Raw genomic sequence first — 23,403 nt, 5'->3', positions numbered from 1 at the left:
TGGCCCCCCCGCCCCCCGCCCGCCCGGCCCCCGAAAACCCAATCGCGGGGGGGCGCCGCCCCCCCCCCCCGGGGGGGGGGGGGGGGGGGGCCCCGCGGCCCCCCCGCCTCCCGTCCGTCGTCCGTCGGGTCCAGAGCGACAACCTGGGGACGCGTCAGCGATCCGGTGACAAGATGGGTCGTGACCGCAACGATCCGCGCCATCGGTACCGCCGTCCCCGCGACGACGCTCGACCAGGGCCGCGTGCGCGACCTCTTCTCCTCGCAGCCAGGCCTCGGCCGGCTCGGCAGCCGACTCGTGCCGGCGGCGTTCGACGCCTCGGCCGTGGACCACCGGCACACCGTCCTCGACGAGCTGGACTCGTCGCGCGCAGGTGGTGCCTTCCGGGACGACGACGGCACCCTGCGGTCCCCGACGACCGGGGCCCGCAACGACCGGTACCGCGAACTCGCGCCGCCGCTGTTCGTCGCCGCTGCCCGCGACGCCGTCGAGCGCGCGGGCGTGACCCCGGAACGCATCACGCACCTCGTGACGGTCTCCTGCACCGGGTTCACGCAGCCGGGCCCCGACATCGACGTCGTCGAGCAGCTCGGACTCCCGGCCGGGGTCTTCCGCCACCACATCGGGTTCATGGGGTGCTGCGCGGCCTTCCCGGCGCTGCGGATCGCCGCCGCGTTCGTCGAGGCCGACCCGGACGCGGTGGTCCTCGTCGTCTGCGCCGAGCTCTGCACGCTGCACGTCCGGGCATCGGACGACCCGGACCAGATCGTCGCGAACAGCGTCTTCGGTGACGGAGCCGCTGCTGCCGTGGTGGCGTCCGACGGCGCCGGGCTCCGGCTCGAGGGCTTCGCGACGGCCGTCGTCCCGGAAGGCGCGTCGGAGATGGCGTGGAACATCGGCGACGAGGGGTTCGAGATGGTGCTGTCCACCGCGGTCCCGAAACTCGTCGGCGCACACGTCCCCGGCGCCGTCGCACCGCTGCTCGAGCACGTGGGCCCGCCCGCGGACGTCCCGGTGTGGGCGGTCCACCCCGGTGGACGCGCCATCCTCGACCGGACGCAGGAGGCCCTCGGGCTGCCGGACGCGGCCATGGCGTCGAGCCGTCGGGTGCTCCGCGAACACGGGAACATGTCCAGCGCGACCGTGCTGTTCGTGCTGCGCGACGCCGTCGACGCCGGCCTCGAGGACGGCAGCGACGTCGTCGCCCTCGCGTTCGGTCCCGGGCTCACCGTCGAGTCGGCGCGCCTGACCGCCGTGCGGACCGAGGCCTCGCCCGCGGTCGAACCGCAGCGGGTGCCGGTCGCGACCACGGGAGCAGCGTGAGCGAGCGGGACGGAGCCGGGGCGCGCCTCCAAGCCGTTGACCTGCGCACCCGTGCGCTCGACCTGACCGAACTCATGGACGACCCCGACTGCGACCCGCGCGCCCTGGCGCGCACGTTCCGTCGCTTCGCACTCGTCAACGCCCTCGTCAGCGGCTGGCGTGCGGCGTGGCGGACGCACGTCGCTCCAGCGCTGCCGGCGAGCGGTCGCGGGCGGATCCTCGACCTCGGGTGCGGCGGCGGTGACCTCGCACGGGCACTCGTGCGGTGGGCAGCGGCGGACGGGTTCGAGGTCGAGGTCGTCGGTGCCGACCCGGACGCGCGTGCCATCGAGGCCGCACAGCGCTCCACCCCGCGCGGCGTCACGTTCCGGCAGCAGTCCAGCCAGGAGCTCGTGGCCGCGGGGGAGCGGTTCGACGTCGTCGTGTCGAACCACGTGCTGCACCACCTCGGCGACGAGGAGCGCCACGGGTTCCTCGCCGACTCGGAGTCACTGGCCGGCAGCCGGAGCCTGCACTCGGACATCCGTCGTTCCACCGAGGCCTACCGGGCGTACGCGATCGGATCGGCGCTCGTCGCAGCCGGGACGTTCGTGCGCGTCGACGGGTTGCGCTCGATCCGGCGGTCGTTCACACTGCCCGAGCTCCGGGACGCGCTGCCGACCGGCTGGCGGGCGGAACAGGCCGCGCCGCACCGGGTGCTCGCCATCCGGGACGCCTGAGTCAGGCCCGCTCCGCCGCCCGACGGAGCAGGTCCGCGTGCAGTGCCGCTGCGCCGGCGGCGTCGAGGTCGAGCACCTGCTCCTCGGCTAGCGTCGGAGCATGTCCTCGACACCGCTGCACCGCGTCGCGGTCCTCGTGCTCGACGGGGCGAAACCGCTCGACGTCGGGATCCCCGCGCAGGTGTTCTCGAACCGGCCGAGCATGCCGTACGAGGTCCGGGTGTGCGGGCCCCGGGTCGGTCGGATCACGGGCGGCGACGGGCTCGCCTACGCGGTCGACCACGGGCTCGACGCACTCGAGTGGGCGCAGACGGTGTTCGTGCCCGGCTACCGGTTCCCCGCGGACACGCCACCGCCGGCGGACGTGGTGGCCGCGCTCGCCCGGGCCCACGAGCGGGGCGTGCGGATCGCGGCGATCTCCACGGGGGCGTTCGCGCTCGCCGAGGCCGGGCTGCTCGACGGGCGCCGGGCGACGACGCACTGGCACTACACGCGGGTGCTCCGTGATCGATTCCCCGAGGTCGACGTCGACGAGGACGTCCTGTTCGTCGACGCCGGCTCGGTGCTCACGAGTGCCGGTGCGGCGAGCGGCATCGACCTGTGCCTGCACATCGTGCGCCAGGACCACGGCGTCGGCCTGTCGAACCACGTCGCCCGGCGCCTGGTGAGCGCCCCGTACCGGAGCGGCGGTCAGGCGCAGTACGTGCCCCGGAGCATGCCGGAGCCGCTCGGCGACGTGTTCGCCGCGACGCGCGAGTGGGCACTCCGGCACCTCGCCGATCCGCTGACGCTCGAAGTGCTCGCCCGGATCGCCCGGGTCTCACCGCGGACGTTCTCGCGACGTTTCGTGGAGGACACCGGGTACACGCCGATGCAGTGGGTGCTCCGTGCCCGGGTCGACCTCGCGCGTGAGCTGTTGGAGCGCTCGGACCTGTCGATCGACCAGGTCGCCGAGCGTGCCGGCCTCGGGTCGGACGCGAACCTGCGGACGCACTTCCGGCGGATCCTCGGGACCTCGCCGACCGCGTACCGCCGCACGTTCCAGGACTGACGCGAACCACGCTCTGGTGGCGACATCCTTTCGTACGCTGGCTTCCCTGCCACTGGAGCCGTGCCTCCAGGCCGGTGAGCATGGACCGCGGAACGAAAGGAAGTCCACATGACCCGCATCGCCATCAACGGCTTCGGCCGCATCGGCCGCAACACGCTCCGTGCGCTCCTCGCGCGTGGGGGCGACGACCTCGAGGTCGTCGCCGTCAACGACCTCACCGCACCCGACACCCTCGCCCACCTGTTCCGGTACGACTCCGCGCTCGGCCCGTTCCCGGGCACCGTCGAGGTCGACGGCGACACGCTCGTGATCGACGGCCGACGCGTCCGCGTCCTGGCGTCGCGCGAACCCGCGGACCTGCCGTGGGGCGAGCTCGGCGTCGAGGTCGTCCTGGAGTCCACCGGGCGCTTCACGGCACGCGACGCCGCTGCCGGACACCTCACCGCGGGCGCCCGTCGTGTCCTCATCAGCGCTCCGGCGACCGGGGCCGACGCCACGATCGCCTACGGCGTGAACACGGACGTGTTCGACCCGGCGGCGCACACCGTCATCTCGAACGCGTCCTGCACGACGAACGCGCTCGCCCCGCTCGCCTCGGTGCTGGACGACCTCGCGGGCATCGAGCACGGGTTCATGACGACCGTGCACGCGTACACGCAGGAGCAGAACCTGCAGGACGGGCCGCACCGGGACCTCCGACGTGCGCGTGCTGCCGGGGTGAACATCGTGCCGACGTCGACCGGTGCCGCGAAGGCCATCGGGCTCGTGCTGCCGCGACTCGAGGGCAAGCTCTCGGGTGACGCGATCCGGGTGCCCGTGCCGGTCGGGTCGATCGTCGAGCTGAACACCGTGGTGTCGCGCGACGTCACGGTCGACGAGGTCAACGAGGCCTACCGTGCAGCCGCCGCCGGCCCGCTCGCGGGTGTGCTCGCGTTCACGGCGGACCCGCTCGTGTCGACGGACATCACGGGGCGGCCGGAGTCGAGTGTGTTCGACTCGCTGCTCACCCGCGTCGACGAGGGCCGTCACGTGAAGGTGGTCGCCTGGTACGACAACGAGTGGGGGTTCTCGAACCGGGTGGTCGACACGCTGGGGATGCTGGCGCGCGCGTAGCGCGCCGCGGCCGTGGCCGCGGGCGCGGCCGCGGCGGGTGCGGCGGGTCGCGAGACTCGGGCTGGGCGACAGTACTCGGGGCTGGGAGCGCGAGTCCTGTCGCCCACAGCGAGACTCGGGGCCGGGGCCGGGGCCGGGGCCGGGGCCTGGAGGCGCGGTGCGGGTCCGCCGCGAGCCTCCGGTCGGTCCGTGCCGCGGAAGCGACAGTTCGCCGCCGATGATCGGCGGCGAACTGTCGCTTTCCCGAACCGCGAGCCGGCCGAGGCCGCCCGCCCGAACGGCGACCCGCCCGACGACGCCGCCGCCGCGTCAGTGGATGAGCGCCGTCGTGCTCGTGAAGGAGCGGGAGCGCACGGCCTCGCGGTAGCGGTCGAGCGCGGCCTCGTCGGCACCGACCGACTCCAGGGCAGCGAGCCCAGCACCGAGCACCGGGGGATCGGTCACCCAGGTCGGGACGGCTCCGGGCACCCGCTCCGCGAGCCCCGACACCACCCCTTCCACGAGCAACGGGTGCCGTGCCGCGAGCACCCCGCCGCCGAGCACGACGGGCACCGGGTGAGTGAGCGACCCGCCGAGTCCGAGCCGCTCGAGGGCGACCGCCGCGAGGATCACGATCTCCTCGGCCTGCCGTGCAACGACGCGGGAGGCCACCACGTCACCGGCCGCGGCGACCTCGAACAGCACCGGGCACAGCCGGTTGAACACCCGCTGGTCGAGGCGTCCGAAGTGGATGGCCTCGGTCACCTCGCGGACGCTCCGGAGCCCGACCGCCGCCGGTACCGCGCTGACCAGTGCGGTGGCCGGACCGCGGCCGTCGTCCGCCCGGGCAGCGTGCCACAGCGCGCGGTTGCCGAGGTACGCGCCGCCGCCCCAGTCTCCGGAGACGTCCCCGATGGCCGGGAACCGGGCCGTGGTGCCGTCGGCCCGCACGGCGAGCGCGTTGATGCCCGTGCCGCAGACCACGGCGGCGGCGTCCGGGGACAGGGTTCCCGCCCGCAGCAGCGCGAACAGGTCGTTGTCGAGGACGTGCGGCGCACCGCCGTCGGACTCCCAGTGCGCGAGCGCAGTGGTGGCGGCGACGAGTTCGTCGTGCAGGTCGAGCCCGGCGAGGTACACGTGCGTCGTCCGGATCCGACGGTCGCCGAGCTCGCCGACGACCCGGGAGCGGACGTCGTCGAGGATCGGCCCGGCGACGTCCCACCCGCGCGTCTGCGGGTTCGAACCGGGCCCCCGCGCGTGCCCGACGATCGCACCGTCGAGTGCGATGGCGACGACGTCGGTCTTGCTCCCGCCGCCGTCGACGGCGAGGACGACGTCGCTCGGGTGCGGGGGGACCGGCGCCGGCGGCCGTTCGACCCGGGCGGTCCCCGACGGACCCCGGCTCAGCCCGCCCACGTCAACTGCTCCGATCGCGTCCACGGCAGGTGCTCCGCGTTCGCGGCCAGGAGCAGGTCGGTGAGCTTCTCGGCCTTGTCGACCTGTCCGACGAGGGGGTGCGCCCACATCGCGCGGAGCACGCGGTCGCGGCCACCGCGCACGGCTGCGTCGAGGGCGAGTCGTTCGTACCCGGCGACGTGCGACACCAGGCCTGCCATGTCCGGGGCGAGCGGCGAGACCGGCAGCGGCGTGATCGCCTGCCGGGTGACGCGTGCCGGGACCTCGATCACGTGGTCGTCGGGCAGGAACGGGAACGTGCCGTCGTTCCGGACGTTGAGGACCTGCACGTCGCCGCGGTCGCCGAGGATCGAGGACAGCACGTCGATGGCGGCCTCGGAGTAGTACGCACCGCCGCGCTGCTCGAGCTCGACGGGCTTCGTGACGACGGAATCGTCGGCGTACTTGGCCAGCAGTGCCGACTCGGTCTCCATCACGGCCTCGGCGCGGGTGCGCTCGTGCAGCTGTTCCTCGAGCACGACGTCGTGGCTGTAGAAGTAGCGCAGGTAGTACGAGGGGACGGCGTGCTGCAGGCGGATGAGGTCGGCGGGCATGTGCACGCTCTCCGCCATCCGGTCGAGGGCGCCGGTGTCGGCGGCGAGCAGGTCGGACAGCACGTCACGCTCACCGGAAGCGTCCGTGATGTGCACCCCGCGTTCCCACGTCAGGTGGTTCAGGCCGACGTGGTCGAGCCGGACGGCCGACGGGTCGACCTGGAACTCGGCGGCGAAGCGCCGCTGGAACCCGATCGCGACGTTGCAGAGCCCGACGGCGCGATGGCCGGCCTCGAGCAGGGCGCGGGTGACGATGCCGACCGGGTTCGTGAAGTCCACGATCCAGGCGTCCGGCTTCGCGTGCTTCCGGACGAGCTCCGCGTACTCGAGCACGACCGGCACGGTGCGGAGCGCCTTCGCGAACCCGCCGGGCCCGGTGGTCTCCTGCCCGATGCAGCACGCGTCGTGCGGCCAGGTCTCGTCCTGCTGCCGGGCGGCCTGCCCACCGATGCGGAGCTGGAACATGACGGCGTCGGCGTCCGAGACCCCGGCGACGACGTCGTCCGTGACGTGGACCGTACCCGGGTGTCCGGCGTGCGCGAACATCCGCTTGGCGACGCCGCCGACGAGTTCGCGTCGGACCGGGTCGGGGTCGACGAGCCAGAGTTCGTCGATGGGCAGCTGGTCGCGGAGCCGGGCGAAGCCGTCCACGAGTTCGGGGGTGTAGGTGGATCCGCCACCGATGACTGCGAGTTTCACTGTGGTGCTATCCCTTCACGCCGGTGAGCGCGATGCCCTCGACGAATGCCTTCTGTGCGAAGAAGAAGATGACGACGACGGGGACCATGACCACGACGGTCATCGCCATCGTCATCGACCAGTCCGTGCCGTGCTGGCCCCGGAACGTGGCGAGTCCGTACGCCACCGGCCAGGCGGCCTGGTTCTCGGACGCGTAGAGGAGCGGGCCGTAGTAGTCGTTCCAGGAGTGGAAGAACATGAAGATCGCCGCCGACGCGATGCCCGGACGCGCCATCGGCACGACGACCCGCCAGAGCACGCCCCACTCGCTGCAGCCGTCCATCCGTGCGGCGTCGCCGTACTCCTTCGGGATGGTCATGAAGAACTGGCGGAGCAGGAAGATGCTGAACGCGTCGCCGAGCAGGTTCGGCAGGATCACCGGCCAGAGCGTGCCGGTCAGGTGCAGCTGGGACCACATCACGTAGACCGGCACCGCGGTGACCTGCGGGGGCAGGAGCATCGCGACGATGATCACCGTGAAGATCAGGTTCGCGCCCTTGAACTTGATCTGGGCGAGCGCGTACGCCGCCGGGACCGAGCTGACGAGCATGAACGCGGTGGCGAGCACGGCGTACATCGACGAGTTGCCGAACCACTGCGCGAGCGGCAGTTCGGTGAACACCCGGGCGTAGTTCGAGAAGTCGAACGGGCGCGGCAGGATCGACGCCGTCAGTGCCTGGTTGCTCGACATGAGCGAGGTCAGGATGACGAACACGATCGGGGCGATCGTCAGGACACCGAGCGCGACGAGCGCGGCGTGCTCGGCGATCCAGACCAGCAGGCTGCGACGCGGACCGCGCGCGGAGCCGGACGCCGCACCGCGGGGAGCCCGGGCGAGCGGGGACTGGGACACGGCGGTCATCAGGACTCCTCAGGTCGGAAGACGGAGATGCGGCGCATCGTGAGGACGAGCACCACGGCGGTGACCACGAACAGCACCACGGCCATCGCGGACGCGTAGCCGAACTGGAAGTTCGCGAACCCGTGCTGGTAGAGCAGCTCGGTGTAGGTGAGGAGCGACGTACCCGGGTAGCCGAGCTGCGCCGCGGTCCCGCCACCGATGGTCGCCTTGCCGCTGGCGACACCCGACGCGACGGCGGCCTCGGTGAAGTACTGCAGGGCCGCGATCACCCCCGTGACGGCGGCGAACCCGATGACCGGCGCGATCGTCGGCAGCGTGATGTGCCGCACCTGCTGGACGCCGTTCGCACCGTCGAGCGACGCGGCCTCGTACAGGTCGCGCGGCACGTCGAGGAGCGACGCCAGGAAGATGATCATGATGTCGCCCATCACCCAGACGCCCATGATCACGAGCGAGGGCTTCGACCACGCGGGGTCGTTGAACCACAGCGGGCCGTCGATGCCGAACACCCGGAGGATCTGGTTCACGGGGCCGGTACCGGGGTTGAACAGGAACACGAACGCGACGACGCTCGCGACCGGCGGGACCAGCGCGGGCAGGTAGAACAGCGTCCGCCAGAACCCTGTTGCCGTCTTGGCGCGGCTGAGCAGCCCGGCCACCAGGAGCCCGCAGACGATCCGGACCGGCACGAGGATGACCACGAACCACAGCGTGTTGACGACCGCGGGCCAGATCTGCGGGTCCTGCGTGAACAGGAACCGGTAGTTCAGCAGCCCGACGAACTCGGGTTCCTGCAGCTGGTTGTAGCGCGTGAACGAGTAGAAGATCGACGCGACGAGCGGGTAGGCGAAGAAGATCACCAGGCCCGCCAGGGCCGGGGCGAGCATCGTCAGTGCGACCAGGCGGCGGCGGGACTCGGCGGAGCGCCGCCGACGTGGCTGGGTCCCGGGGGCCGTCGAACGCGACCCGGCGCTGGCCGGCGGCCGGGAGGCGCGGGTGGGCCGCGCCTCCAGGCTGCCGGTCTCAGGGGTGGTGACGTCCGTCATGGTCACGGACCAGCCAGCTGGTTGGCGTTGTCGATGTCGGAGTCGAGCTTCTTGAGCTTGGCGTCGAGGTCGCCGCCCTTCTCCTGGTAGGCCTGCCAGAACTTCGTGAAGGTGCCGATGTAGGCGGCACCGTCCGCGGTGCCCGGCGACGTCATGGTGTCCGCGTTGCCGGCGACGTCGACGAAGGTCTTGTAGTTCTCGTCGACCTCGAGGTCGGGGGACTGCAGCGCTGAGGTGAGCGTCGGGATGTTCTTCAGCCCGTTGCCCATCGTCACCTGCGCGTCGGTGTTCGTGGACAGGTACTTCAGCAGCGCCCAGGCCAGCTCGGGGTGCTTCGAGCCCTTCGCGATGCCCGCGACGTTGCCCGCGATGTACGTCGAGCCGTAGTTGCCCAGGCCGTCCATCACCGGGGTCGGTGCGGTGCCGTAGTCGAGGTCCGGCTTCTGGTCCTTGATGAACGCGGTGCGGTACTCACCGTCGATCTGCATCGCGACCTGGCCGGTCTGGAAGGCGTTGTCGGCGGAGAACTCCTGGCCGAGCCCCGAGGTGAAGGCCTTGAGCTTGTCGTAGCCGATCTCGTCGACGAAGCCCTTCTGCCAGGTGATGAGCTTCTTCCACGCGTCGGACGTGCCGATCACGCTGTTGCCCTTGCTGTCCAGCCACGACCCGTCGACCATCGGGGCCCAGTGCTCCGGGGAGTTCTCGTAGAAGTCGATCAGCGGGTTGAACCCGAGCTGCTTGATCGACCCGTCGGCGTTGTACGTGGTGAGCTTCAGCGCGTCGGCCTTCAGCTCGTCGAGGGTCTTCGGCGGCGTCGTGATGCCCGCCTTCGCCAGGAGCGGCTTGTTGACCATCAGCGCACTGACGTCGGCGAGTGCCGGCAGGGTGCAACGCGTGCCCTTGTACTGCGTGTACGACTGCACGGCCTTCGGGATGTCGGACAGATCGACCTTGTCCCGCTTGATGTACGGCGAGAGGTCACGGAAGGCACCCGACGAGCAGAAGCTGCCCACGATCGCCGTCGAGTAGGACAGTCCGACGTCGATGTTCTGACCCGACGAGATCGCCTTCTGGAGCTTCTCGTCGTCCTGGCCGGCGTGGATGTCGACCGTGACGCCCGGGTTCGCCTTCTCGAAGCCGGCGACGGCGCTCTTCACGACGCGGGCCTCGCGTCCGGTGAAGAAGTGCCAGAGGGACACGGTGCCCTTGAGGTCCTTCGGCGCGGTCTTGTCGATCGTGTCGGCGCTGCTGCCGGAGCTGCAGCCGGCGATCACGAGCGCACCGACGGCGGCGACGGCCGTGGCGGTGAGGATCCTCGTGGTGGATCGTCTGGCGGAGGGGTGCATCAGTACTCGCTCTCTGGTCTCGACTCGGCGGCTGCGTTTCCGGGCGCGCCGAAGAGCCCTGGGACAGGGCCGGGTGGTGGTGCCTCGAGTGGTGCGGGTGGAACTCCGCTGGGCGGAGCGGCTCAGGGGCGCTCGGCGGGGTCCGGCGCGGGCACATCGTCGCTGATGCGTTCGAGCCGGTCCGCGAGCGCGGTGCGGACGACGTCGATGAGGACGTGCCGCGCACCGTGCAGGACGGGGGTGTCGGGGACGCCGGGTGCCACCACGGCGGTGGACCAGCGCGTGCGGGTCCGGAGCCAGGCGGTCACGGCGGCGGCCAGGGCGGGACCACCCGCGATCCCGGTCGGGCCGTGCAGCACGACCGTCTCGGGATCGGCGACGGCCAGGGCGGGGAGCACGTTGTGCCCGACGCGCTCGCCGAGGGCGGTGGTGAAGGGGTGCTGCTCGGGGAGCCCGGGCAACTGCGGGAGCACCTGGCGCCAGTCGGCCGCGGTGCCGTCCGGTGCCGTGATCCCGTGTTCGGCGGCCAGGGCGATGATCGCGGACTCGGAGATGAGGTCCGCGACGATCGTGGCCGTCGGGTCGATGGAGCGTGCATCGGCGGGCACGCTCAGGTAGCCGATCTCACCCGCTGCTCCGGACGCGCCGGTGTGCAGGTGGCCGTGCAGGTCGAGGGCCATGCCGAGGCCCTCCGCCATCCAGAACAGGGCGAACGACTCGGGAGCCCGTCCGGCGCCCATGTTCCGCTCGGCGATCGCCGCGAGGTTGGCGTCGTTCTCGATGACGACCCGGACGCCGAGCGCCTCGGACAGGGTCGTCGAGACCTGGTCGCGCGGCCAGCCGGGCAGCCCGTCGGTGAAGATGAGGGTGTCGGTCGCGTGGTCGACACTCGCCTGGACCCCGACGGCGACCGCGGTGACGAGTTCGGGGTCGATGCCGGCCGCCGCTGCGGCGCGCGAGATGGCGGCCGCGACGATGTCGGCACCGGGAGAGCTGACTTCGTCCGGGGACATCCGGTGCGTGGCGACCGGGTACGAGCGGCCCGTGGCGTCGACGACCGTCGAGCGGACGTCGACGAGCTGGACGTCCACGGCGACGGCGAGGTCGCGGTCGGTCGTGGCCTCGTACACGACCGCGCTCGGGCCCCGGCGACCGGTCTGGGTCGCGGTGCCGGCGTCGTGGATGAGGTCGGCCGCTTCGAGCCGGCGGATGATCTCGGCAGCGGTGGGCTTGCTCAGCCCGGTGCGCTGCGCGATCTCGTTGCGGGTGAGCGGGCCGTCGTCGAGCAGGAGCTCGAGCGCTGCGCGGTCGTTGAGGACACGCAGCAGGCCGGGCTGGCCGGGGGTGCGTCCTCGTGTGGTCATGTCGAGGACTGTAACGGACAACCTTCTTTACTGAAAGGTTTGTTTACCGATTCGAAACACGCGTTCCGTTCCGCGAAACGTGCGGCGGCGGGACGGGCGCACGTCGAGCGGGAAGACGCGACCACAGCGGGCCTGGAGGCGCGGTGCGGGCCGGCACCGCGCCTCCAGGCCCATGGGGTGGTCGCGTGCGCGCCCTACGGGCGCAGCAGCACCTTGATGGCGCGACGCTCGTCCATCGCCCGGTACGCCTCGGCGGTCTCGTCGAGGGGCAGCTCGAGGTCGAACACCCGACCCGGCTCGATCGCACCCGAGAGCACGTCCGGCAGCAGTTCGGGGATGTACTTCCGCGCCGGAGCCATGCCGCCCGCGATCGTGATGTTCGTGTCGAAGAGGTACCGCGTGCCGATCGTCGGCACCCCGTGCGGGACCCCGACGAAGCCGAGGTTGCCGCCCGCGCGCAGCGAGTGCAGCGCCTGGTCCATGCTCTCCTCGGTGCCGACGGCCTCGACCGCACAGTCGGCCAGGTCGCCGCCGAGCAGGGTCTTGACGGCGGCGATGCCCTCCGCGCCGCGCTCGGCGACGATGTCGGTCGCGCCGAACTCCCTGGCGAGCGCCTGCCGGTCTGCGTGCCGGCTCATCGCGATGATCCGCTCGGCACCGAGCCGCTTCGACGCGAGGACGGCGGAGAGCCCGACCGCGCCGTCGCCCACGACGACGACGGTCTTGCCCGGGCCCACGGCTGCGGACACCGCGGCGTGGTGGCCCGTCGAGAACACGTCCGACAGGGTCAGCAGCGACGGCACGAGCGCCGGGTCGACCGGACCGGGCACCGCGACGAGCGTCGCGGACGCGTCCGGGATGCGCACGTACTCGGCCTGGGCGCCCCCGACCGGGTCGCCGTACGCGTCCTTCCCGCCGAATCCGGACAGGTGGTCGCAACCCGTGGTCATGCCGTTGCGGCAGGCCTGGCAGGTGCCCTCGTTCATGGTGAAGGGGGAGATGACGAAGTCACCGACGTGCAGGTCCGTGACGTCGGCTCCGACCTCGACGACGGTCCCGACGAGCTCGTGCCCGATGGGGTGCGGCTCCTTCGTCTTCGTGACGCCGCGGTACGGCCACAGGTCGGAGCCGCACACGCACGCCGCGACGACCTCGACGACGACGTCCTTCGGCGTGATGAGGTCGGGCTGGTCGCGGTCCTCGACACGGATGTCGTTCGGGGCGTGGATGATCGCTGCGCGCAAGGGGAGCCTTCCGTCGAGATGGTGGGGGATCGGCCGGTCGACGTCGTCCGGAGCCCACTCGACAGTACCCTCGTGCGGGTGGACGACGACCGGTACGGCGGGGACGTGCTCTCGGGGGACTGGCGCTCCCGCGGGGTGAAGAAGGTGCGGCAGGTGCCGCTCGAACGCGACATGGTGCTCGAGGACCCGGACTCCGGGTGGGCGGGGGCCGTCGTCGGGCTCGAGGCGGGCAACATCGCCCTCGAGGACTGGAAGGGCCGCACGCGCTCCTTCCCCTTCACCGGGCAGTTCCTGCTCGAGGGGGAGCTCGTGACGCTCGGGCGGCCGCAGGCGCCGGTCGGGCGGTCTGGTGGTTCGTCGGCTTCCGCTGGGTCGTCGGGTTCCGTGGGTTCGTCGGGTTCCGTCCACGCTGACTGGAGGCCCGGGGCTGGTCCCGCCGTCCGGCACGCGTCCGACGGCGGTCGCCTCCGCACCGCGTCCGGATCGTTCGCGGTGGAGTCGCAGCGTGCCCGGGTGGCGCTGCCCTCCCGGATCATGGTCGAGGGCAAGCACGACGCCGAACTCGTCGAGAAGGTCTGGGGAGCCGACCTGCGCGTCGAGGGCGTCGTCGTCGAGGAACTCTCCGGCGTCGACAACCTGGCCGACGTGCTCGACGAGTTCCAGCCCTCACGCGACCGACGCGTCGGCGTGCTCGTCGACCACCTGGTGCCCGGGTCGAAGGAGTCCCGTTTCGCGTCCGCCGTGATGCAGGGGAAGTGGGGCGCGCACGTGCTCGTCGTCGGGCACCCGTTCGTCGACGTCTGGCAGTCCGTGAAGCCCGCCCGCGTCGGACTGCAGGCGTGGCCCACGATCCCGCGGTCGATCGAGTGGAAGAAGGGGATCTGCCAGGCCCTCGGGTGGCCGCACGCGGAGCAGGCCGACATCGCCCGGGCCTGGCAGCGGATCCTCGGGCAGGTGCGGACCTTCGCGGACCTGGAGCCGCAGCTGCTCGGTCGCGTCGAGGAGCTCATCGACTTCGTGACGGAGCCGAAGGCCTGACGTCGGGGCGGGGCGGGGCGGGGTGCGCTTGCCTCGCACGATGCGACCTGCGCGACCGGCCCACGGCCCCGGAAATCCGGGGCGATCCCGGGCGTGGCGCATACCCTGGACCCATGGACGGCATCGACGGACGCGTGCGCGGTGCCGTCGACGTCTGGCTCCGCTGGCTCCCGCGGTGGCAGATCGGCACGGCTCGACCCCGCACCCGCATCTGCCGCAAGTGCACGGGCTCGCCGATCGCCACCGCCGCCGGCTTCGGCCCGGACGTCCCGCACGCCGTGCAGCACGCTCTGATCGGCCGCATCTCCACCATCGTCGAGGACGCCGTCGACGACTACACGGCGCGGAACCTGCCGTTGCTCCAGCGTGAACTCGAGCGTGCAGCCGCACGGAAACGGCACGCCGGGTACCAGCCGACCGAGGGACTGCAGCCCGAGTTCCAGGGGCTCGACGTCGACCCCGAACCGTCGCCCGGGGAGCCCTTCCTGTTCACGCTCGGGGAGCTGACCGGTACGGGCGCGCAGGAGCAGACCCCTCGCGAACCGCTGTCCGACGAGGCGAAGTCGGCGCTCCGCCACGAGATCGAGCTGTCCGACGAGTGCGCCCAGGCCACCGGGGCCGCGGTCTGCCTGGCGCTCATCGACCACCGACCGCGTATCGCCGAGGCGGTCGAACGCCTGGTCGAACCCCAGATCGAGGCGCTCGTGTCGGACATGTTCCGCGGCTTCGACGGACCCGAGGCCCCACGAGCCGGGCTGTTCTGACGGGTCAGCGCGCGGTGCGCCGGCGCATCCCTCGGAGGACCAGTCGCGCGATCCCACGCCATCCGAGCAAGAACACCCCGAGCACGATGGTCGCGACGATCACGAACGAGATCGGCAGCGGGTTGCCGTCCACATCGCCCTGCCCCGTGGCGACGCGGATGGCGAGTCCGATGAAGACGGTCAGGATCCACACGACGACGCCGGTCGGCCAGAAGCGCAGCGGCCGGGCCCACGCACCACTCGTGACGTAGCCGACGGCCCAGCCGGCGAGGAACGGGTAAGCGGTCGTCCACAGCGCGAGGGCGGAGTTCGTCTCACCGTGCGAGGAGCGCCCGATCAGGGCGAACAGGACGATGAGCACGACGTCGATCACGGCTGCGAGCCAGCCCCAGGTGCGTTCGGTCACACCCCATTCTCGCAGTCGGCGACCACCCTGGATTCCCTGCGGCGCGCTGTGGAAGGTCCGCGCTCGTCCACAGGTCGACCGTCCGCGATCGCACCGTGCGACGTCCCCGCGACGATCGACCGATGACCGAGACGCCATCGTTCCCCCGTGTCCCCGACTGTCCCTGGCACGTCGTCAACGACGACCACCCCGACGTCGCCCGGGTCCTCCGTGCGCGAGCCCGCGTCGGCGAACTCCGACGGATCGCGCACGGCCGGTACGTCCCCGTCGACGCATGGGACCATCTCCGGCCGGAGCAGCGTCACCACGTCCTGGTCAGGTCCCTCATCGACCGGATCCGGCCGCACTTCGTCGTGTCACACCTGTCGGCCGCCGCGGTGCTCGGCGTGCCGTTCCTCCACCCGTGGCCAGGACGAGTCCACCTGATCCGACCAGGCGAGGACGCACGCACCACGAGCGCGACCTTCGTCGTGCACGCCGATCTCGATCCGACGATGCGAGGCACCTGGCGTTTCCGTGCGGACGACCTACGGGTGACGAACTCCGAGCGCACCGCGGTCGACCTCGCGATGACCCTGCCGTTCCTCGACGGTGTGGTCGCCCTCGATCGACTGCTGCGGCTCGGCGCGGACGTGCAGACCATCCAGGACGGCATCGAGCGCCGTTCCCGTCGCGGCCGTCGCCGGGCCCTCCGATCGCTCGCGTTCGCGGACGGAGCAGCGGACACACCCGGGGAGTCCGTCGCTCGAGTGCGGCTCGACGAGTACGGCGCACCGCCTCCGGTGACGCAACACCGGTTCCGGGAGCGCGGGCACCCCGCCATCGTCGTCGACCTCTGGCTGCCGGACCTCGGTGTTGCGATCGAGTTCGACGGCGAGGTGAAGTACCGCGACCCTGCGCTCCGAGCGGGCGCATCTCCCGAGGACATCGTGATCGCGGAGAAGTACCGCGAGGATCGCCTGCGAGCGTTCGACGAGGTCCGCCAGGTGGTCCGGCTCTCGTGGGGTGACCTCTGGAACGAGACGTCGTTCCGCGGGAAGCTCCGCCGTGCGCAGGTCCCGATGCGGCAATGACGTCGCACGGTGCGAGGTGGCGATACGGAGCGTGCGAGGTTCGGTGCAACGTGCGAGGGAGCGCAGCTCCCACGCTGCGCGGAACCTCGCACACTGCGGGAACTGCTCTCGCAGTCGGCCGTTCACCCGCAGGCCACCTGCGGTTCGTCGCGGGTCACCAGGATGGGCCGATGACGTCGACCATGCGCGCGCCCGTCACGTCCGCCACGACACGGGCATCGGCCGGGAGGCACGGCGTGCGTCCGCCATCTCTCGTCGCCCACCGCGGTGCGCCGCGGGTCCGGCGCGAGAACACCCTGCCGGCCGTCGCGGTCGCCGAGGCGCTCGGCGCGGAGATGATCGAGGTCGACGTCCGGCGCACCGCCGACGGCGTCGCGGTCCTGCTCCACGACGAGACCCTCGGCCGACTGTGGGGCGACGCCCGCCGTGTCTCCGACGTCGACTGGTGCGACGTCGCCCGGCTCGGGAACGGCCTCGACCGCATCCCGCGCCTCGACGCCGTACTCGAACGCATGGACGGGTGCCGCTCGACTCTGCTCGTCGACCTCGTGGACCCGGCGGACGCGGTCGTCGCTGCCCGGACCGTCGCGGGACACCGTGGTGGAACGGGCGTCGCGTGGCGCGGCACCCCCGCTGCGATGGCCGCCGTCCGCGCCGAGCTGCCCGACGCGGACGTCTGGCTCACGTGGGAGTCGCTCGACCCGCCGACCGCGGACGACCTTGCCGACCTGACCCCGTCGACGCTCGACCTCGATGTCGTGTTCCTCACGCCGCGGACCGTCGAGGCAGCGCACGTCCTCGGCCTCCGCGTCGCCGTCCGGATCGTCGACGACGCCGAGCCCGCGCTCTGGGCTGCCCGCCTCGGGGTCGACTCGATCACGACGAACGACGTCGCGACGGTCCGTGCCGCGCTGGCCGAGGCCGAACGAGACGGCTGGCCCGAACCCGAGCGTGAGCCCACCGAGACCGAGGTCGCGTCACGTGCGCAGGCCCTCGCGCACCGGATCGCGCACGAGGTGATCGCCTTCACCCGGGAGCACCCCGTCAGCGAGGTCACCACCAAGGCGCATGCGGCCGACCTCGTCACGGACGTCGACCGGCTCGTCGAACAGCACGTCCGCTCCCGGGTGCGGATGGTGTTCCCGACCCACGGCTTCACCGGCGAGGAGTACGGCGAGGCACCCGGCGACCGGCACCGGTGGTACCTCGACCCCGTCGACGGCACGACGAACCTGGCGAACGGCGTGCCCTGGACCTCGATGTCGCTCTGCCTGACGCGTGGCGGGCGACCGCTCGTCGGCATCGTCGCGGACCCTTGGCGCGGCGAGGTGCTCGAAGCACGCCGCGGGCGCGGGGCGACCCTGCGGGACCGGGTGCTCCGGCTCGACGACACACCACGGCCACTCGCCGGGGCCGTCGTCGGCACGGAGCTGGACGGACACCGGCCGTGGCCCGGATTCGTGGCGTTCCTCGAGGCGCTGGCGGACCGATCGTGCACGCTGCGGGTCCAGGGCTCCGGGACGCTCACGATCGCCCAGGTTGCCGCGGGGCGGGGCATCGGTGGGTGCGTGTCGGCCTTCGACCCGGTCGACCACGGTGCGGCGGTGCTGCTCGTCCACGAAGCCGGCGGGGTGGTCCTCACCCGCGAGGGGCCGGTGGACGGGTTCCCGCCGGTGGGGGAGCCGCTCCTCGTGGCACACCCCGGCGCGGCCGACGAGCTGCACGCGGTGTGGGCGGCGGCGCTCGCGGGTCAGGCCTGAGCGATCCGGACCATGTTGCCGGCGGGGTCCCGGACGGCAGCGTCGCGGACGCCCCAGAACTGGTCGGTCGGCTCCTGCAGGACCTCGGCGTCGGGGCTCGCCGTGATGCGGTCGAACGTGGCGTCGAGGTCCGTCACCCGGAGCTGCAGCATCGATAGCCCGCCCTTCGCGAGCAGCGCGGCGATCGCGTCGCCGTCCTCCTGCGACCGGCCGGCGCGCGGCTCGGACAGCACGAGCTCGAGGTCCGCGTGGTCGTCGCTCACGAGGGTCACCCACCGGAACCCGCCGTTCTCGACGGTGTTCCGGACGGTGAACCCGAGGACGTCGCCGTAGAACGCGACGGCGGCGTCGATGTCGTCGGCGAGCACGTGCACGCCACTGATCTGGATCGTCATGGCAGCGACACTAGGACCGCTGCGCGTCCCCGCGCTTCTCCGATCCTGCTCGGACCGGCCGGGTGACGACCATCGTGTGGCAGCTCCACTGCCCGGCGAGGTCGTCGTGGTCGGCGGCGCGGTACTGCGTGGGGGTCATCCCGACGAGCTCGGTGAACCGCGACGAGAACGACCCGAGGCTCGTCGCGCCGACGGCCATGCAGACCTCGGTCACGCTGCGGTCGGTGCTGCAGAACAGCGCCTTCGCCCGCTCGATCCGCCGCGTCATCAGGTACGCGTGCGGCGTCTCGCCGTAGGCAGCCCGGAACCGGCGGCTGAAGTGCGCGGTGGACATGAACGCCGCCGCGGCGAGGGACGGCACGTCGAGTGGTTCGGCGTACTCGCGGTCCATCCGACTGCGGGCACGGCGCAGCCGTCGGAGTTCGTCGAGGCCCCCGGTCATGCCCACATCCTGCACGACCGGCTCACGGAGGACTCTGTGCGCGCGTACAGTCAGCGGTCGTCCCTGCTCCCTACTGTGGCGGCATGGGATTCCTCGACCGCTTGCTCGGACGTCCGGACCGCGACCAGAACAGTGCCGCACAGAACCAGTGGGGGCAGCCTCAGTACGGCCAGCAGCCCCAGTACGGCCAGCAGCCGCAGGGGTACCAGTACGGCCAGCAGTCGTACCACCAGCCCCCTCAGGCGGCCGGCCCGGCGGCGACCTCCGACGACGAGCGCGCGGTCGAGCGCTACCGCTACCTCCTCCGTACCGCGCCGCCGGAGCGCATCGAGGAGGTCCACGCCGAAGCGTTCGCGACCCTGACGCCCGAGCAGCGCCGGATGGTCTACGACGAGTTCACCCGGACGGCACCCGCGGGCGAGGCCCCACGCGCCGACGACCCGCGCTCCCTGGCGCAGGCGGCCACCCGCTCGGAGATCCGGCAGCCGGGGTTCATGGAGCGGTCGCTCGGCGGCATGGGTGGTGGGATGGGGCAGCGTGGCGGCGGTCCGTCATTCGGCCGCATGATCGGCGCCTCGATCCTCGGCACCGTGGCGGGCTACGTCATCGGTTCCGCCATCATGAGCGCCTTCCTGCCGGACCCGGGATCGTTCGACGGCGGTACCGATGCTGCGGGTGACGGTGGTTCGGAGGACACTGGTGCCGACTCCGCTGACGCCGGCGCGTCCGACGGCGGTGGGGTCGACAGCGCGGGCTGGGGCGACGGCGGATCCGATTTCGGCGGTGGCTTCGGTGACTTCGGCGGTGACTTCGACGTGTGACGCGTCAGAGCTCCGACCGACCTACTGACATTCTCCTGGTCGACAAAGGAGCGACATGGCCATCATCGAAGCCTCCGGGCTGACGAAGACCTACCGTTCGAAGTCCGGGCCGGTCCACGCACTCGCGGGACTCGACCTCTCCGTCCCGCAGGGCACCGTGAAGGCGCTGCTCGGGCCGAACGGTGCCGGCAAGACCACGACCGTCAAGGTCCTGACCACCCTCATCACGCCGGACGCCGGCACCGCGACCATCGACGGGATCGACGTCATCGCGGACCCGCAGGCCACTCGCCGGTCGATCGGGGTCTCCGGCCAGTACGCCGCGGTCGACGAGAACCTCACGGGGTTCGAGAACCTCGAGATGATCGGCCGGCTGTACCACCTGGGCCGCCGCACGGCCCGGGACCGAGCACGTGAGCTCATCGACGTGTTCGACCTGTCGGAAGCCGGCGACCGTCCGGTGAAGGGGTTCTCCGGGGGCATGCGCCGACGGATCGACCTCGCCGGCGCCCTCGTGATGAACCCCCGCGTGCTGTTCCTCGACGAACCCACCACCGGGCTCGACCCTCGCAGCCGGTTGGCGCTCTGGGGCATCATCGAGGGCCTCGTGGCCGACGGCACGACTGTACTGCTCACCACGCAGTACCTGGAGGAAGCCGACCAGCTCGCCGACGACATCGCGGTGATCGACGGCGGGACCGTCATCGCCGAGGGCACCTCCGACCACCTCAAGGCGCAGGTCGGCGGACACCGCGTCGTCGTGACGCTGGTCGACCAGACCGACGGTGACGCCGCGACGACCGTGCTGCGGCGGTACGGCACGGGCGACGTCGAGGTCTCCGGCGACGGCCGCACCCGAGCCGTCGCGGTCGACGCCGGCCCGTCGGCGCTCCAGCGTGTCCTGGCCGACCTGGGCGAAGCGGGCATCGAGCTCCACGACGCCGGCATGCGTCGACCGACCCTGGACGACGTGTTCCTCCGGCTCACCGGGCACGCCGCGACCGACGACGACGGCGATCCGGACGACACCGTCCCGAACGGAACGAAGCGCAAGCAGGACAAGCAGAAGGAGACGGCACGATGAGCGCCACCACCACGGCGCTCGGTCGGCAGCTGCCGGTCGTCGTCACCTCGCCAACCGCGGTCTGGTTCGAGGACGGCTGGACCGTCACGAAGCGGAACCTCACCAAGATCAAGCGTTCGCCGGACATGCTCGTGTTCGCCGTCCTGCAGCCGATCATGTTCGTCCTGCTGTTCAGCCAGGTCTACGGCGGCGCGATCGCGGTCGAGGGCACGGACTACACGCAGTTCCTGATGGCCGGGATCTTCGCCCAGACCGTCGTGTTCGGTGCGACGTTCTCCGGGTCCGCCATGGCGCAGGACCTCAAGGAGGGGCTGATCGACCGCTTCCGCACCCTGCCGATGTCGGCGTCCGCGGTGCTGGTCGGCCGGACGAACTCGGACCTCGCGCTCAACGGGATCTCGATGGCGATCATGATGCTCACCGGCCTCGCGGTCGGGTGGCGCGTGAACTCGTCGCCGCTGGAGTTCCTCGCGGGCATCGGATTGCTGCTGCTGTTCAGCTACGCGTTCAGTTGGGTGATGGCCCTGCTCGGCATGAGCGTGAAGACGCCCGAGGTGATCAACAACGCCTCGTTCATGATCCTGTTCCCGCTGACGTTCATCTCGAACGCGTTCGTGCCGAGCGACACCCTGCCGCTGGTCCTGCGGGTCTTCGCTGAGTGGAACCCGGTGTCGTCGCTCGTGCAGGCCGCGCGAGAGCTGTTCGGCAACGTCGGCTCGGCACCCGTGCCGGACATCTGGACGATGCAGCACCCGATCCTGACGGTCCTCATCGGCATCGCCGTGATGCTCGTCGTCTTCGTGCCGTGGGCGGTCAACAAGTACACGCGCATCAGCGCGAAGTAGGGACGGAACGGGTCAGAGCAGTTTCCGCTGGAGTGCCCACGCGGTCAGCTCGTGCCGGTTCGAGAGCTGCAGCTTCCGCAGCACCTTCGACACGTGGGTCTCCACGGTCTTCACCGAGATGAACAGGTCGCCCGCGACCTCCTTGTACGCGTACCCGCGGGCGATCAGCCGCATCACCTCCTGCTCCCGTGCGGACAGGCGGTCGAGTTCCGTGTCGACCTGTGCGGTCTCGCCGCTCACCGCACCGAACGCGTCGAGCACGAAGCCGGCCAGCCGCGGGGAGAACACCGCGTCACCCTCGGCGACACGGTCGATCGCCTCGGCGACGTCGGTCTCCGAGGAGCTCTTCGTGATGTAGCCGCGGGCGCCGGCCCGGATCACGCGGACCACGTCGTCCGCCGCGTCCGAGACGCTCAGCGCGAGGAACCGCGTCCCCGGGTGGTCGGGTGCGGACCGGGTGATCACCTCGGCACCGCCGCCCCCGGCTCCGCCGGGCAGGTGCACGTCGAGCAGGACCACTCGCGGGGCGGTCGCCGCGACGAGGTCGACCGCCTCGTCGACGGTGGCCGCTTCGCCGACGACCTGGAGGCGCGGTGGCAGTCCGGCACGCACGCCGGCTCGGAAGATGGAGTGGTCGTCGACGATGGCGACGGTGAGCGGTCCGGGTTGCGGTTGCGGGGTGGCGTCGGTCACGAGGACTCCTTCGTCGGTCGACCGTCGGCGGGGCTCACGGGTGGGTGGTCGTCAGCGCGGAGCGGCAGCGCGAGCCGGACCTCGGTCCCGGTACGACCCGGCCCCGGTCCGATGGTCGCCGTGCCGCCGATCCGGTCCATCCGACCGACGATCGACTCACGGACGCCGTACCGGCCCTCGGGGATCGTGTCCACGTCGAAGCCCGGCCCGCGGTCGCCGATGCTGACCTCGACCCGGTCCTTCGCGGTCTCGGCGTACACGCTGACGGTGCCGCCGGCGTGCCGGGCGGCGTTGCGCACGGCCTCGCGTGCGGCGGCGACCAGTCCCTCGGGCAGGTCGGTGCGGGCGGGTCCGATCGCGATCACCTCGACGCGCGCCGGGTACTCGGTCTCGACCTCGGCGGCGACCGCGCGGAGCTGGGCGCCGAGGTCGCTCGCCGACTCCGCCTGCTCGGTGAAGAGCCACGACCGGAGTTCCCGTTCCTGGGCGCGTGCGAGCCGGGCGGCGTCGGAGCCCGGTTCGGCCCGCTGCTGGATGAGCGCGAGCGTCTGCAGCACGGAGTCGTGGAGGTGTGCAGCCATCTCGGCCCGTTCGACGTCACGGACCCGTGCGGCGCGCTCCTCGGCCAGGTCGCGGACGAGACGGACGACCCACGGGGCGACCACGACGGCGACGCCGAGCAGCACGGCGGCCGCCGCGGTGAGCACGGTCCACACGTTCGGGTGGGTACTCGACGTGAAGAAGAGCAGGATGCCGAGCGCGACGAGCACCAGCGCGCCGAGGGCCCGGACGACGAGGGCCGAGGACCCGGCGGCGCGGACGCTGCGGAGCGCGTCGAGCTGCCGCCACGCCAAGGCTGCGCCCGTCGCGACGACGATCCCGGGCACGACGAACTCGAGCGGGACGTCGACGCCCAGGCGGGCGGCGACCATCGCTCCGCCGGCCGCGAGCAGTGCGATGCCGAGCAGGATCTCCACGACCGGTGCTCGGCGTGCGTGCCGGTCGGCGTCGGAGTCGCCCTCGGTGGACGGCCGGGTGAGCATCGCCTTGAGGGACGTCGGCGTCGCCGGACCCTGGCTCGGCGTCGTCGCCCAGAGCCAGGCGTAGAGCAGGACCCCGGCGCCGCCGCACACGGCGAGCACCGCGGTCACCAGCCGCACCGCGCCCACCGGCAGCCCGGTGTGGGCAGCGAAGCCGCCGCAGACGCCGCCGACGACCCGGAGGGCCGGGCGGGACATCGTGGCGGTCGGCATGGGCCAATCCTGGCACCCCGGGTCCACCGATCGGC

The 23,403-nt window shown here is 71.9% G+C and carries 23 protein-coding genes; 11 read left to right on the top strand and 12 right to left on the bottom strand.

Annotated elements, in window-relative coordinates:
• The first annotated feature begins 180 nt into the window (after positions 1-180).
• From ABIC61_RS17510 to gap, 4 genes are all read left to right on the top strand, one after another.
• Positions 181-1,323 carry a type III polyketide synthase gene (locus tag ABIC61_RS17510; RefSeq protein WP_354030938.1) on the top strand — a complete coding sequence of 381 codons (1,143 nt, stop codon included), beginning with the start codon at positions 181-183 and terminating at the stop codon, positions 1,321-1,323.
• Positions 1,320-2,042: a methyltransferase domain-containing protein gene (locus tag ABIC61_RS17505; RefSeq protein WP_354030937.1), complete on the top strand. Its 723-nt coding sequence runs from the start codon at positions 1,320-1,322 to the stop codon at positions 2,040-2,042. The genes ABIC61_RS17510 and ABIC61_RS17505 overlap by 4 nt, the downstream gene beginning before the upstream one ends.
• A gap of 100 nt (positions 2,043-2,142) precedes the next feature.
• Positions 2,143-3,093, top strand: coding sequence for a GlxA family transcriptional regulator (locus ABIC61_RS17500; protein ID WP_144755115.1), 951 nt, complete (start codon positions 2,143-2,145; stop codon positions 3,091-3,093).
• Between the two features lie 108 nt (positions 3,094-3,201).
• Positions 3,202-4,206, top strand: coding sequence for a type I glyceraldehyde-3-phosphate dehydrogenase (gene gap / locus ABIC61_RS17495; RefSeq protein ID WP_354030936.1), 1,005 nt, complete (start codon positions 3,202-3,204; stop codon positions 4,204-4,206).
• Between the two features lie 309 nt (positions 4,207-4,515).
• Here gap and ABIC61_RS17490 read toward each other — a convergent pair whose 3' ends face one another.
• The 7 genes from ABIC61_RS17490 to ABIC61_RS17460 all read right to left on the bottom strand — a co-directional run bounded on the left by ABIC61_RS17490 (position 4,516) and on the right by ABIC61_RS17460 (position 12,794).
• Positions 4,516-5,601 carry an N-acetylglucosamine kinase gene (locus ABIC61_RS17490; RefSeq protein ID WP_354030935.1) on the bottom strand — a complete coding sequence of 362 codons (1,086 nt, stop codon included), beginning with the start codon at positions 5,599-5,601 and terminating at the stop codon, positions 4,516-4,518.
• Entirely contained in the window at positions 5,589-6,893 is a 1,305-nt protein-coding gene (locus tag ABIC61_RS17485) for a 6-phospho-beta-glucosidase (RefSeq protein WP_354030934.1), read from the bottom strand. Before ABIC61_RS17485 ends, ABIC61_RS17490 begins: the two co-directional genes overlap by 13 nt.
• 7 nt (positions 6,894-6,900) lie before the next feature.
• Positions 6,901-7,794, bottom strand: coding sequence for a carbohydrate ABC transporter permease (locus tag ABIC61_RS17480; RefSeq protein WP_354030933.1), 894 nt, complete (start codon positions 7,792-7,794; stop codon positions 6,901-6,903).
• Entirely contained in the window at positions 7,794-8,840 is a 1,047-nt protein-coding gene (locus ABIC61_RS17475; protein ID WP_354030940.1) for a carbohydrate ABC transporter permease, read from the bottom strand. The genes ABIC61_RS17480 and ABIC61_RS17475 overlap by 1 nt, the downstream gene beginning before the upstream one ends.
• Positions 8,841-8,842: 2 nt before the next feature.
• Entirely contained in the window at positions 8,843-10,186 is a 1,344-nt protein-coding gene (locus ABIC61_RS17470; protein WP_144755103.1) for an extracellular solute-binding protein, read from the bottom strand.
• A 122-nt stretch (positions 10,187-10,308) separates the two neighbouring features.
• Positions 10,309-11,550: an ROK family transcriptional regulator gene (locus tag ABIC61_RS17465; protein WP_354030932.1), complete on the bottom strand. Its 1,242-nt coding sequence runs from the start codon at positions 11,548-11,550 to the stop codon at positions 10,309-10,311.
• A 194-nt stretch (positions 11,551-11,744) separates the two neighbouring features.
• Positions 11,745-12,794 carry an alcohol dehydrogenase catalytic domain-containing protein gene (locus tag ABIC61_RS17460; protein ID WP_354030931.1) on the bottom strand — a complete coding sequence of 350 codons (1,050 nt, stop codon included), beginning with the start codon at positions 12,792-12,794 and terminating at the stop codon, positions 11,745-11,747.
• Positions 12,795-12,872: 78 nt separating this feature from the next.
• Here ABIC61_RS17460 and ABIC61_RS17455 point away from each other — a divergent pair, with 78 nt between their 5' ends.
• Positions 12,873-13,832 (top strand): DUF3097 domain-containing protein, encoded by a 960-nt coding sequence (locus ABIC61_RS17455; RefSeq protein WP_354030930.1) that lies wholly within the window; start codon positions 12,873-12,875, stop codon positions 13,830-13,832.
• Positions 13,833-13,945: 113 nt separating this feature from the next.
• Positions 13,946-14,596 carry a spermidine/putrescine ABC transporter substrate-binding protein gene (locus tag ABIC61_RS17450; RefSeq protein ID WP_354030929.1) on the top strand — a complete coding sequence of 217 codons (651 nt, stop codon included), beginning with the start codon at positions 13,946-13,948 and terminating at the stop codon, positions 14,594-14,596.
• 4 nt (positions 14,597-14,600) lie between these two features.
• Here ABIC61_RS17450 and ABIC61_RS17445 read toward each other — a convergent pair whose 3' ends face one another.
• Positions 14,601-15,002 carry a DUF3054 domain-containing protein gene (locus tag ABIC61_RS17445; protein WP_354030928.1) on the bottom strand — a complete coding sequence of 134 codons (402 nt, stop codon included), beginning with the start codon at positions 15,000-15,002 and terminating at the stop codon, positions 14,601-14,603.
• Between the two features lie 122 nt (positions 15,003-15,124).
• On the opposite strand from ABIC61_RS17445, the gene ABIC61_RS17440 reads away from it, so the two are divergent.
• Positions 15,125-16,075, top strand: coding sequence for a hypothetical protein (locus ABIC61_RS17440; RefSeq protein ID WP_354030927.1), 951 nt, complete (start codon positions 15,125-15,127; stop codon positions 16,073-16,075).
• 170 nt (positions 16,076-16,245) lie between these two features.
• The gene (locus ABIC61_RS17435) at positions 16,246-17,835 is read left to right on the top strand and encodes an inositol monophosphatase family protein (protein WP_354030926.1); all 1,590 of its coding nucleotides are present in this window, start codon (positions 16,246-16,248) and stop codon (positions 17,833-17,835) included.
• Here ABIC61_RS17435 and ABIC61_RS17430 read toward each other — a convergent pair.
• Together ABIC61_RS17430 and ABIC61_RS17425 are read right to left on the bottom strand one after the other, a co-directional pair.
• A complete protein-coding gene (locus ABIC61_RS17430) occupies positions 17,826-18,230 on the bottom strand; it encodes a VOC family protein (RefSeq protein ID WP_354030925.1) in 405 nt (134 codons plus the stop codon). The two genes, ABIC61_RS17435 and ABIC61_RS17430, sit on opposite strands and share 10 nt — an antisense overlap.
• A 10-nt stretch (positions 18,231-18,240) precedes the next feature.
• Entirely contained in the window at positions 18,241-18,672 is a 432-nt protein-coding gene (locus tag ABIC61_RS17425; protein ID WP_354030924.1) for a helix-turn-helix transcriptional regulator, read from the bottom strand.
• Positions 18,673-18,755: 83 nt separating this feature from the next.
• Between ABIC61_RS17425 and ABIC61_RS17420 the strand changes: the two genes are divergently transcribed.
• The 3 genes from ABIC61_RS17420 to ABIC61_RS17410 are packed head-to-tail and all read left to right on the top strand — an operon-like array spanning position 18,756 to position 21,422.
• Positions 18,756-19,493: a hypothetical protein gene (locus ABIC61_RS17420; protein WP_354030923.1), complete on the top strand. Its 738-nt coding sequence runs from the start codon at positions 18,756-18,758 to the stop codon at positions 19,491-19,493.
• A 55-nt stretch (positions 19,494-19,548) separates the two neighbouring features.
• Positions 19,549-20,577 carry an ATP-binding cassette domain-containing protein gene (locus ABIC61_RS17415; RefSeq protein ID WP_354030922.1) on the top strand — a complete coding sequence of 343 codons (1,029 nt, stop codon included), beginning with the start codon at positions 19,549-19,551 and terminating at the stop codon, positions 20,575-20,577.
• Positions 20,574-21,422: an ABC transporter permease gene (locus ABIC61_RS17410; protein ID WP_354030921.1), complete on the top strand. Its 849-nt coding sequence runs from the start codon at positions 20,574-20,576 to the stop codon at positions 21,420-21,422. Before ABIC61_RS17415 ends, ABIC61_RS17410 begins: the two co-directional genes overlap by 4 nt.
• A 12-nt stretch (positions 21,423-21,434) precedes the next feature.
• On the opposite strand, the gene ABIC61_RS17405 is transcribed toward ABIC61_RS17410, so the two are convergent.
• Both ABIC61_RS17405 and ABIC61_RS17400 read right to left on the bottom strand, forming a co-directional pair.
• Positions 21,435-22,115, bottom strand: coding sequence for a LuxR C-terminal-related transcriptional regulator (locus ABIC61_RS17405; RefSeq protein ID WP_354030920.1), 681 nt, complete (start codon positions 22,113-22,115; stop codon positions 21,435-21,437).
• Positions 22,112-23,368: an ATP-binding protein gene (locus ABIC61_RS17400; RefSeq protein WP_354030919.1), complete on the bottom strand. Its 1,257-nt coding sequence runs from the start codon at positions 23,366-23,368 to the stop codon at positions 22,112-22,114. Before ABIC61_RS17400 ends, ABIC61_RS17405 begins: the two co-directional genes overlap by 4 nt.
• Positions 23,369-23,403 lie beyond the last annotated feature (35 nt).

The sequence above is a fragment of the Curtobacterium sp. 1544 genome, assembly GCF_040544915.1.
Taxonomy (GTDB): Bacteria; Actinomycetota; Actinomycetes; order Actinomycetales; family Microbacteriaceae; genus Curtobacterium; species Curtobacterium pusillum_C.
Note: the sequence above shows the minus strand (reverse complement) of the source record. Positions and strands in the feature narration are given on the sequence as shown.

What these genes read in the sequence shown, in the direction of transcription:
- ABIC61_RS17465 (WP_354030932.1), bottom strand. Translation starts at nt 11,550, where the DNA reads ATGACCACACGAGGACGCACCCCCGGCCAGCCCGGCCTGCTGCGTGTC.
- gap (WP_354030936.1), top strand. Translation starts at nt 3,202, where the DNA reads ATGACCCGCATCGCCATCAACGGCTTCGGCCGCATCGGCCGCAACACG.
- ABIC61_RS17410 (WP_354030921.1), top strand. Translation starts at nt 20,574, where the DNA reads ATGAGCGCCACCACCACGGCGCTCGGTCGGCAGCTGCCGGTCGTCGTC.
- ABIC61_RS17420 (WP_354030923.1), top strand. Translation starts at nt 18,756, where the DNA reads ATGGGATTCCTCGACCGCTTGCTCGGACGTCCGGACCGCGACCAGAAC.
- ABIC61_RS17480 (WP_354030933.1), bottom strand. Translation starts at nt 7,794, where the DNA reads ATGACCGCCGTGTCCCAGTCCCCGCTCGCCCGGGCTCCCCGCGGTGCG.
- ABIC61_RS17450 (WP_354030929.1), top strand. Translation starts at nt 13,946, where the DNA reads ATGGACGGCATCGACGGACGCGTGCGCGGTGCCGTCGACGTCTGGCTC.
- ABIC61_RS17475 (WP_354030940.1), bottom strand. Translation starts at nt 8,840, where the DNA reads ATGACGGACGTCACCACCCCTGAGACCGGCAGCCTGGAGGCGCGGCCC.
- ABIC61_RS17415 (WP_354030922.1), top strand. Translation starts at nt 19,549, where the DNA reads ATGGCCATCATCGAAGCCTCCGGGCTGACGAAGACCTACCGTTCGAAG.
- ABIC61_RS17435 (WP_354030926.1), top strand. Translation starts at nt 16,246, where the DNA reads ATGACGTCGACCATGCGCGCGCCCGTCACGTCCGCCACGACACGGGCA.
- ABIC61_RS17440 (WP_354030927.1), top strand. Translation starts at nt 15,125, where the DNA reads ATGACCGAGACGCCATCGTTCCCCCGTGTCCCCGACTGTCCCTGGCAC.
- ABIC61_RS17425 (WP_354030924.1), bottom strand. Translation starts at nt 18,672, where the DNA reads ATGACCGGGGGCCTCGACGAACTCCGACGGCTGCGCCGTGCCCGCAGT.
- ABIC61_RS17500 (WP_144755115.1), top strand. Translation starts at nt 2,143, where the DNA reads ATGTCCTCGACACCGCTGCACCGCGTCGCGGTCCTCGTGCTCGACGGG.
- ABIC61_RS17430 (WP_354030925.1), bottom strand. Translation starts at nt 18,230, where the DNA reads ATGACGATCCAGATCAGTGGCGTGCACGTGCTCGCCGACGACATCGAC.
- ABIC61_RS17400 (WP_354030919.1), bottom strand. Translation starts at nt 23,368, where the DNA reads ATGCCGACCGCCACGATGTCCCGCCCGGCCCTCCGGGTCGTCGGCGGC.
- ABIC61_RS17470 (WP_144755103.1), bottom strand. Translation starts at nt 10,186, where the DNA reads ATGCACCCCTCCGCCAGACGATCCACCACGAGGATCCTCACCGCCACG.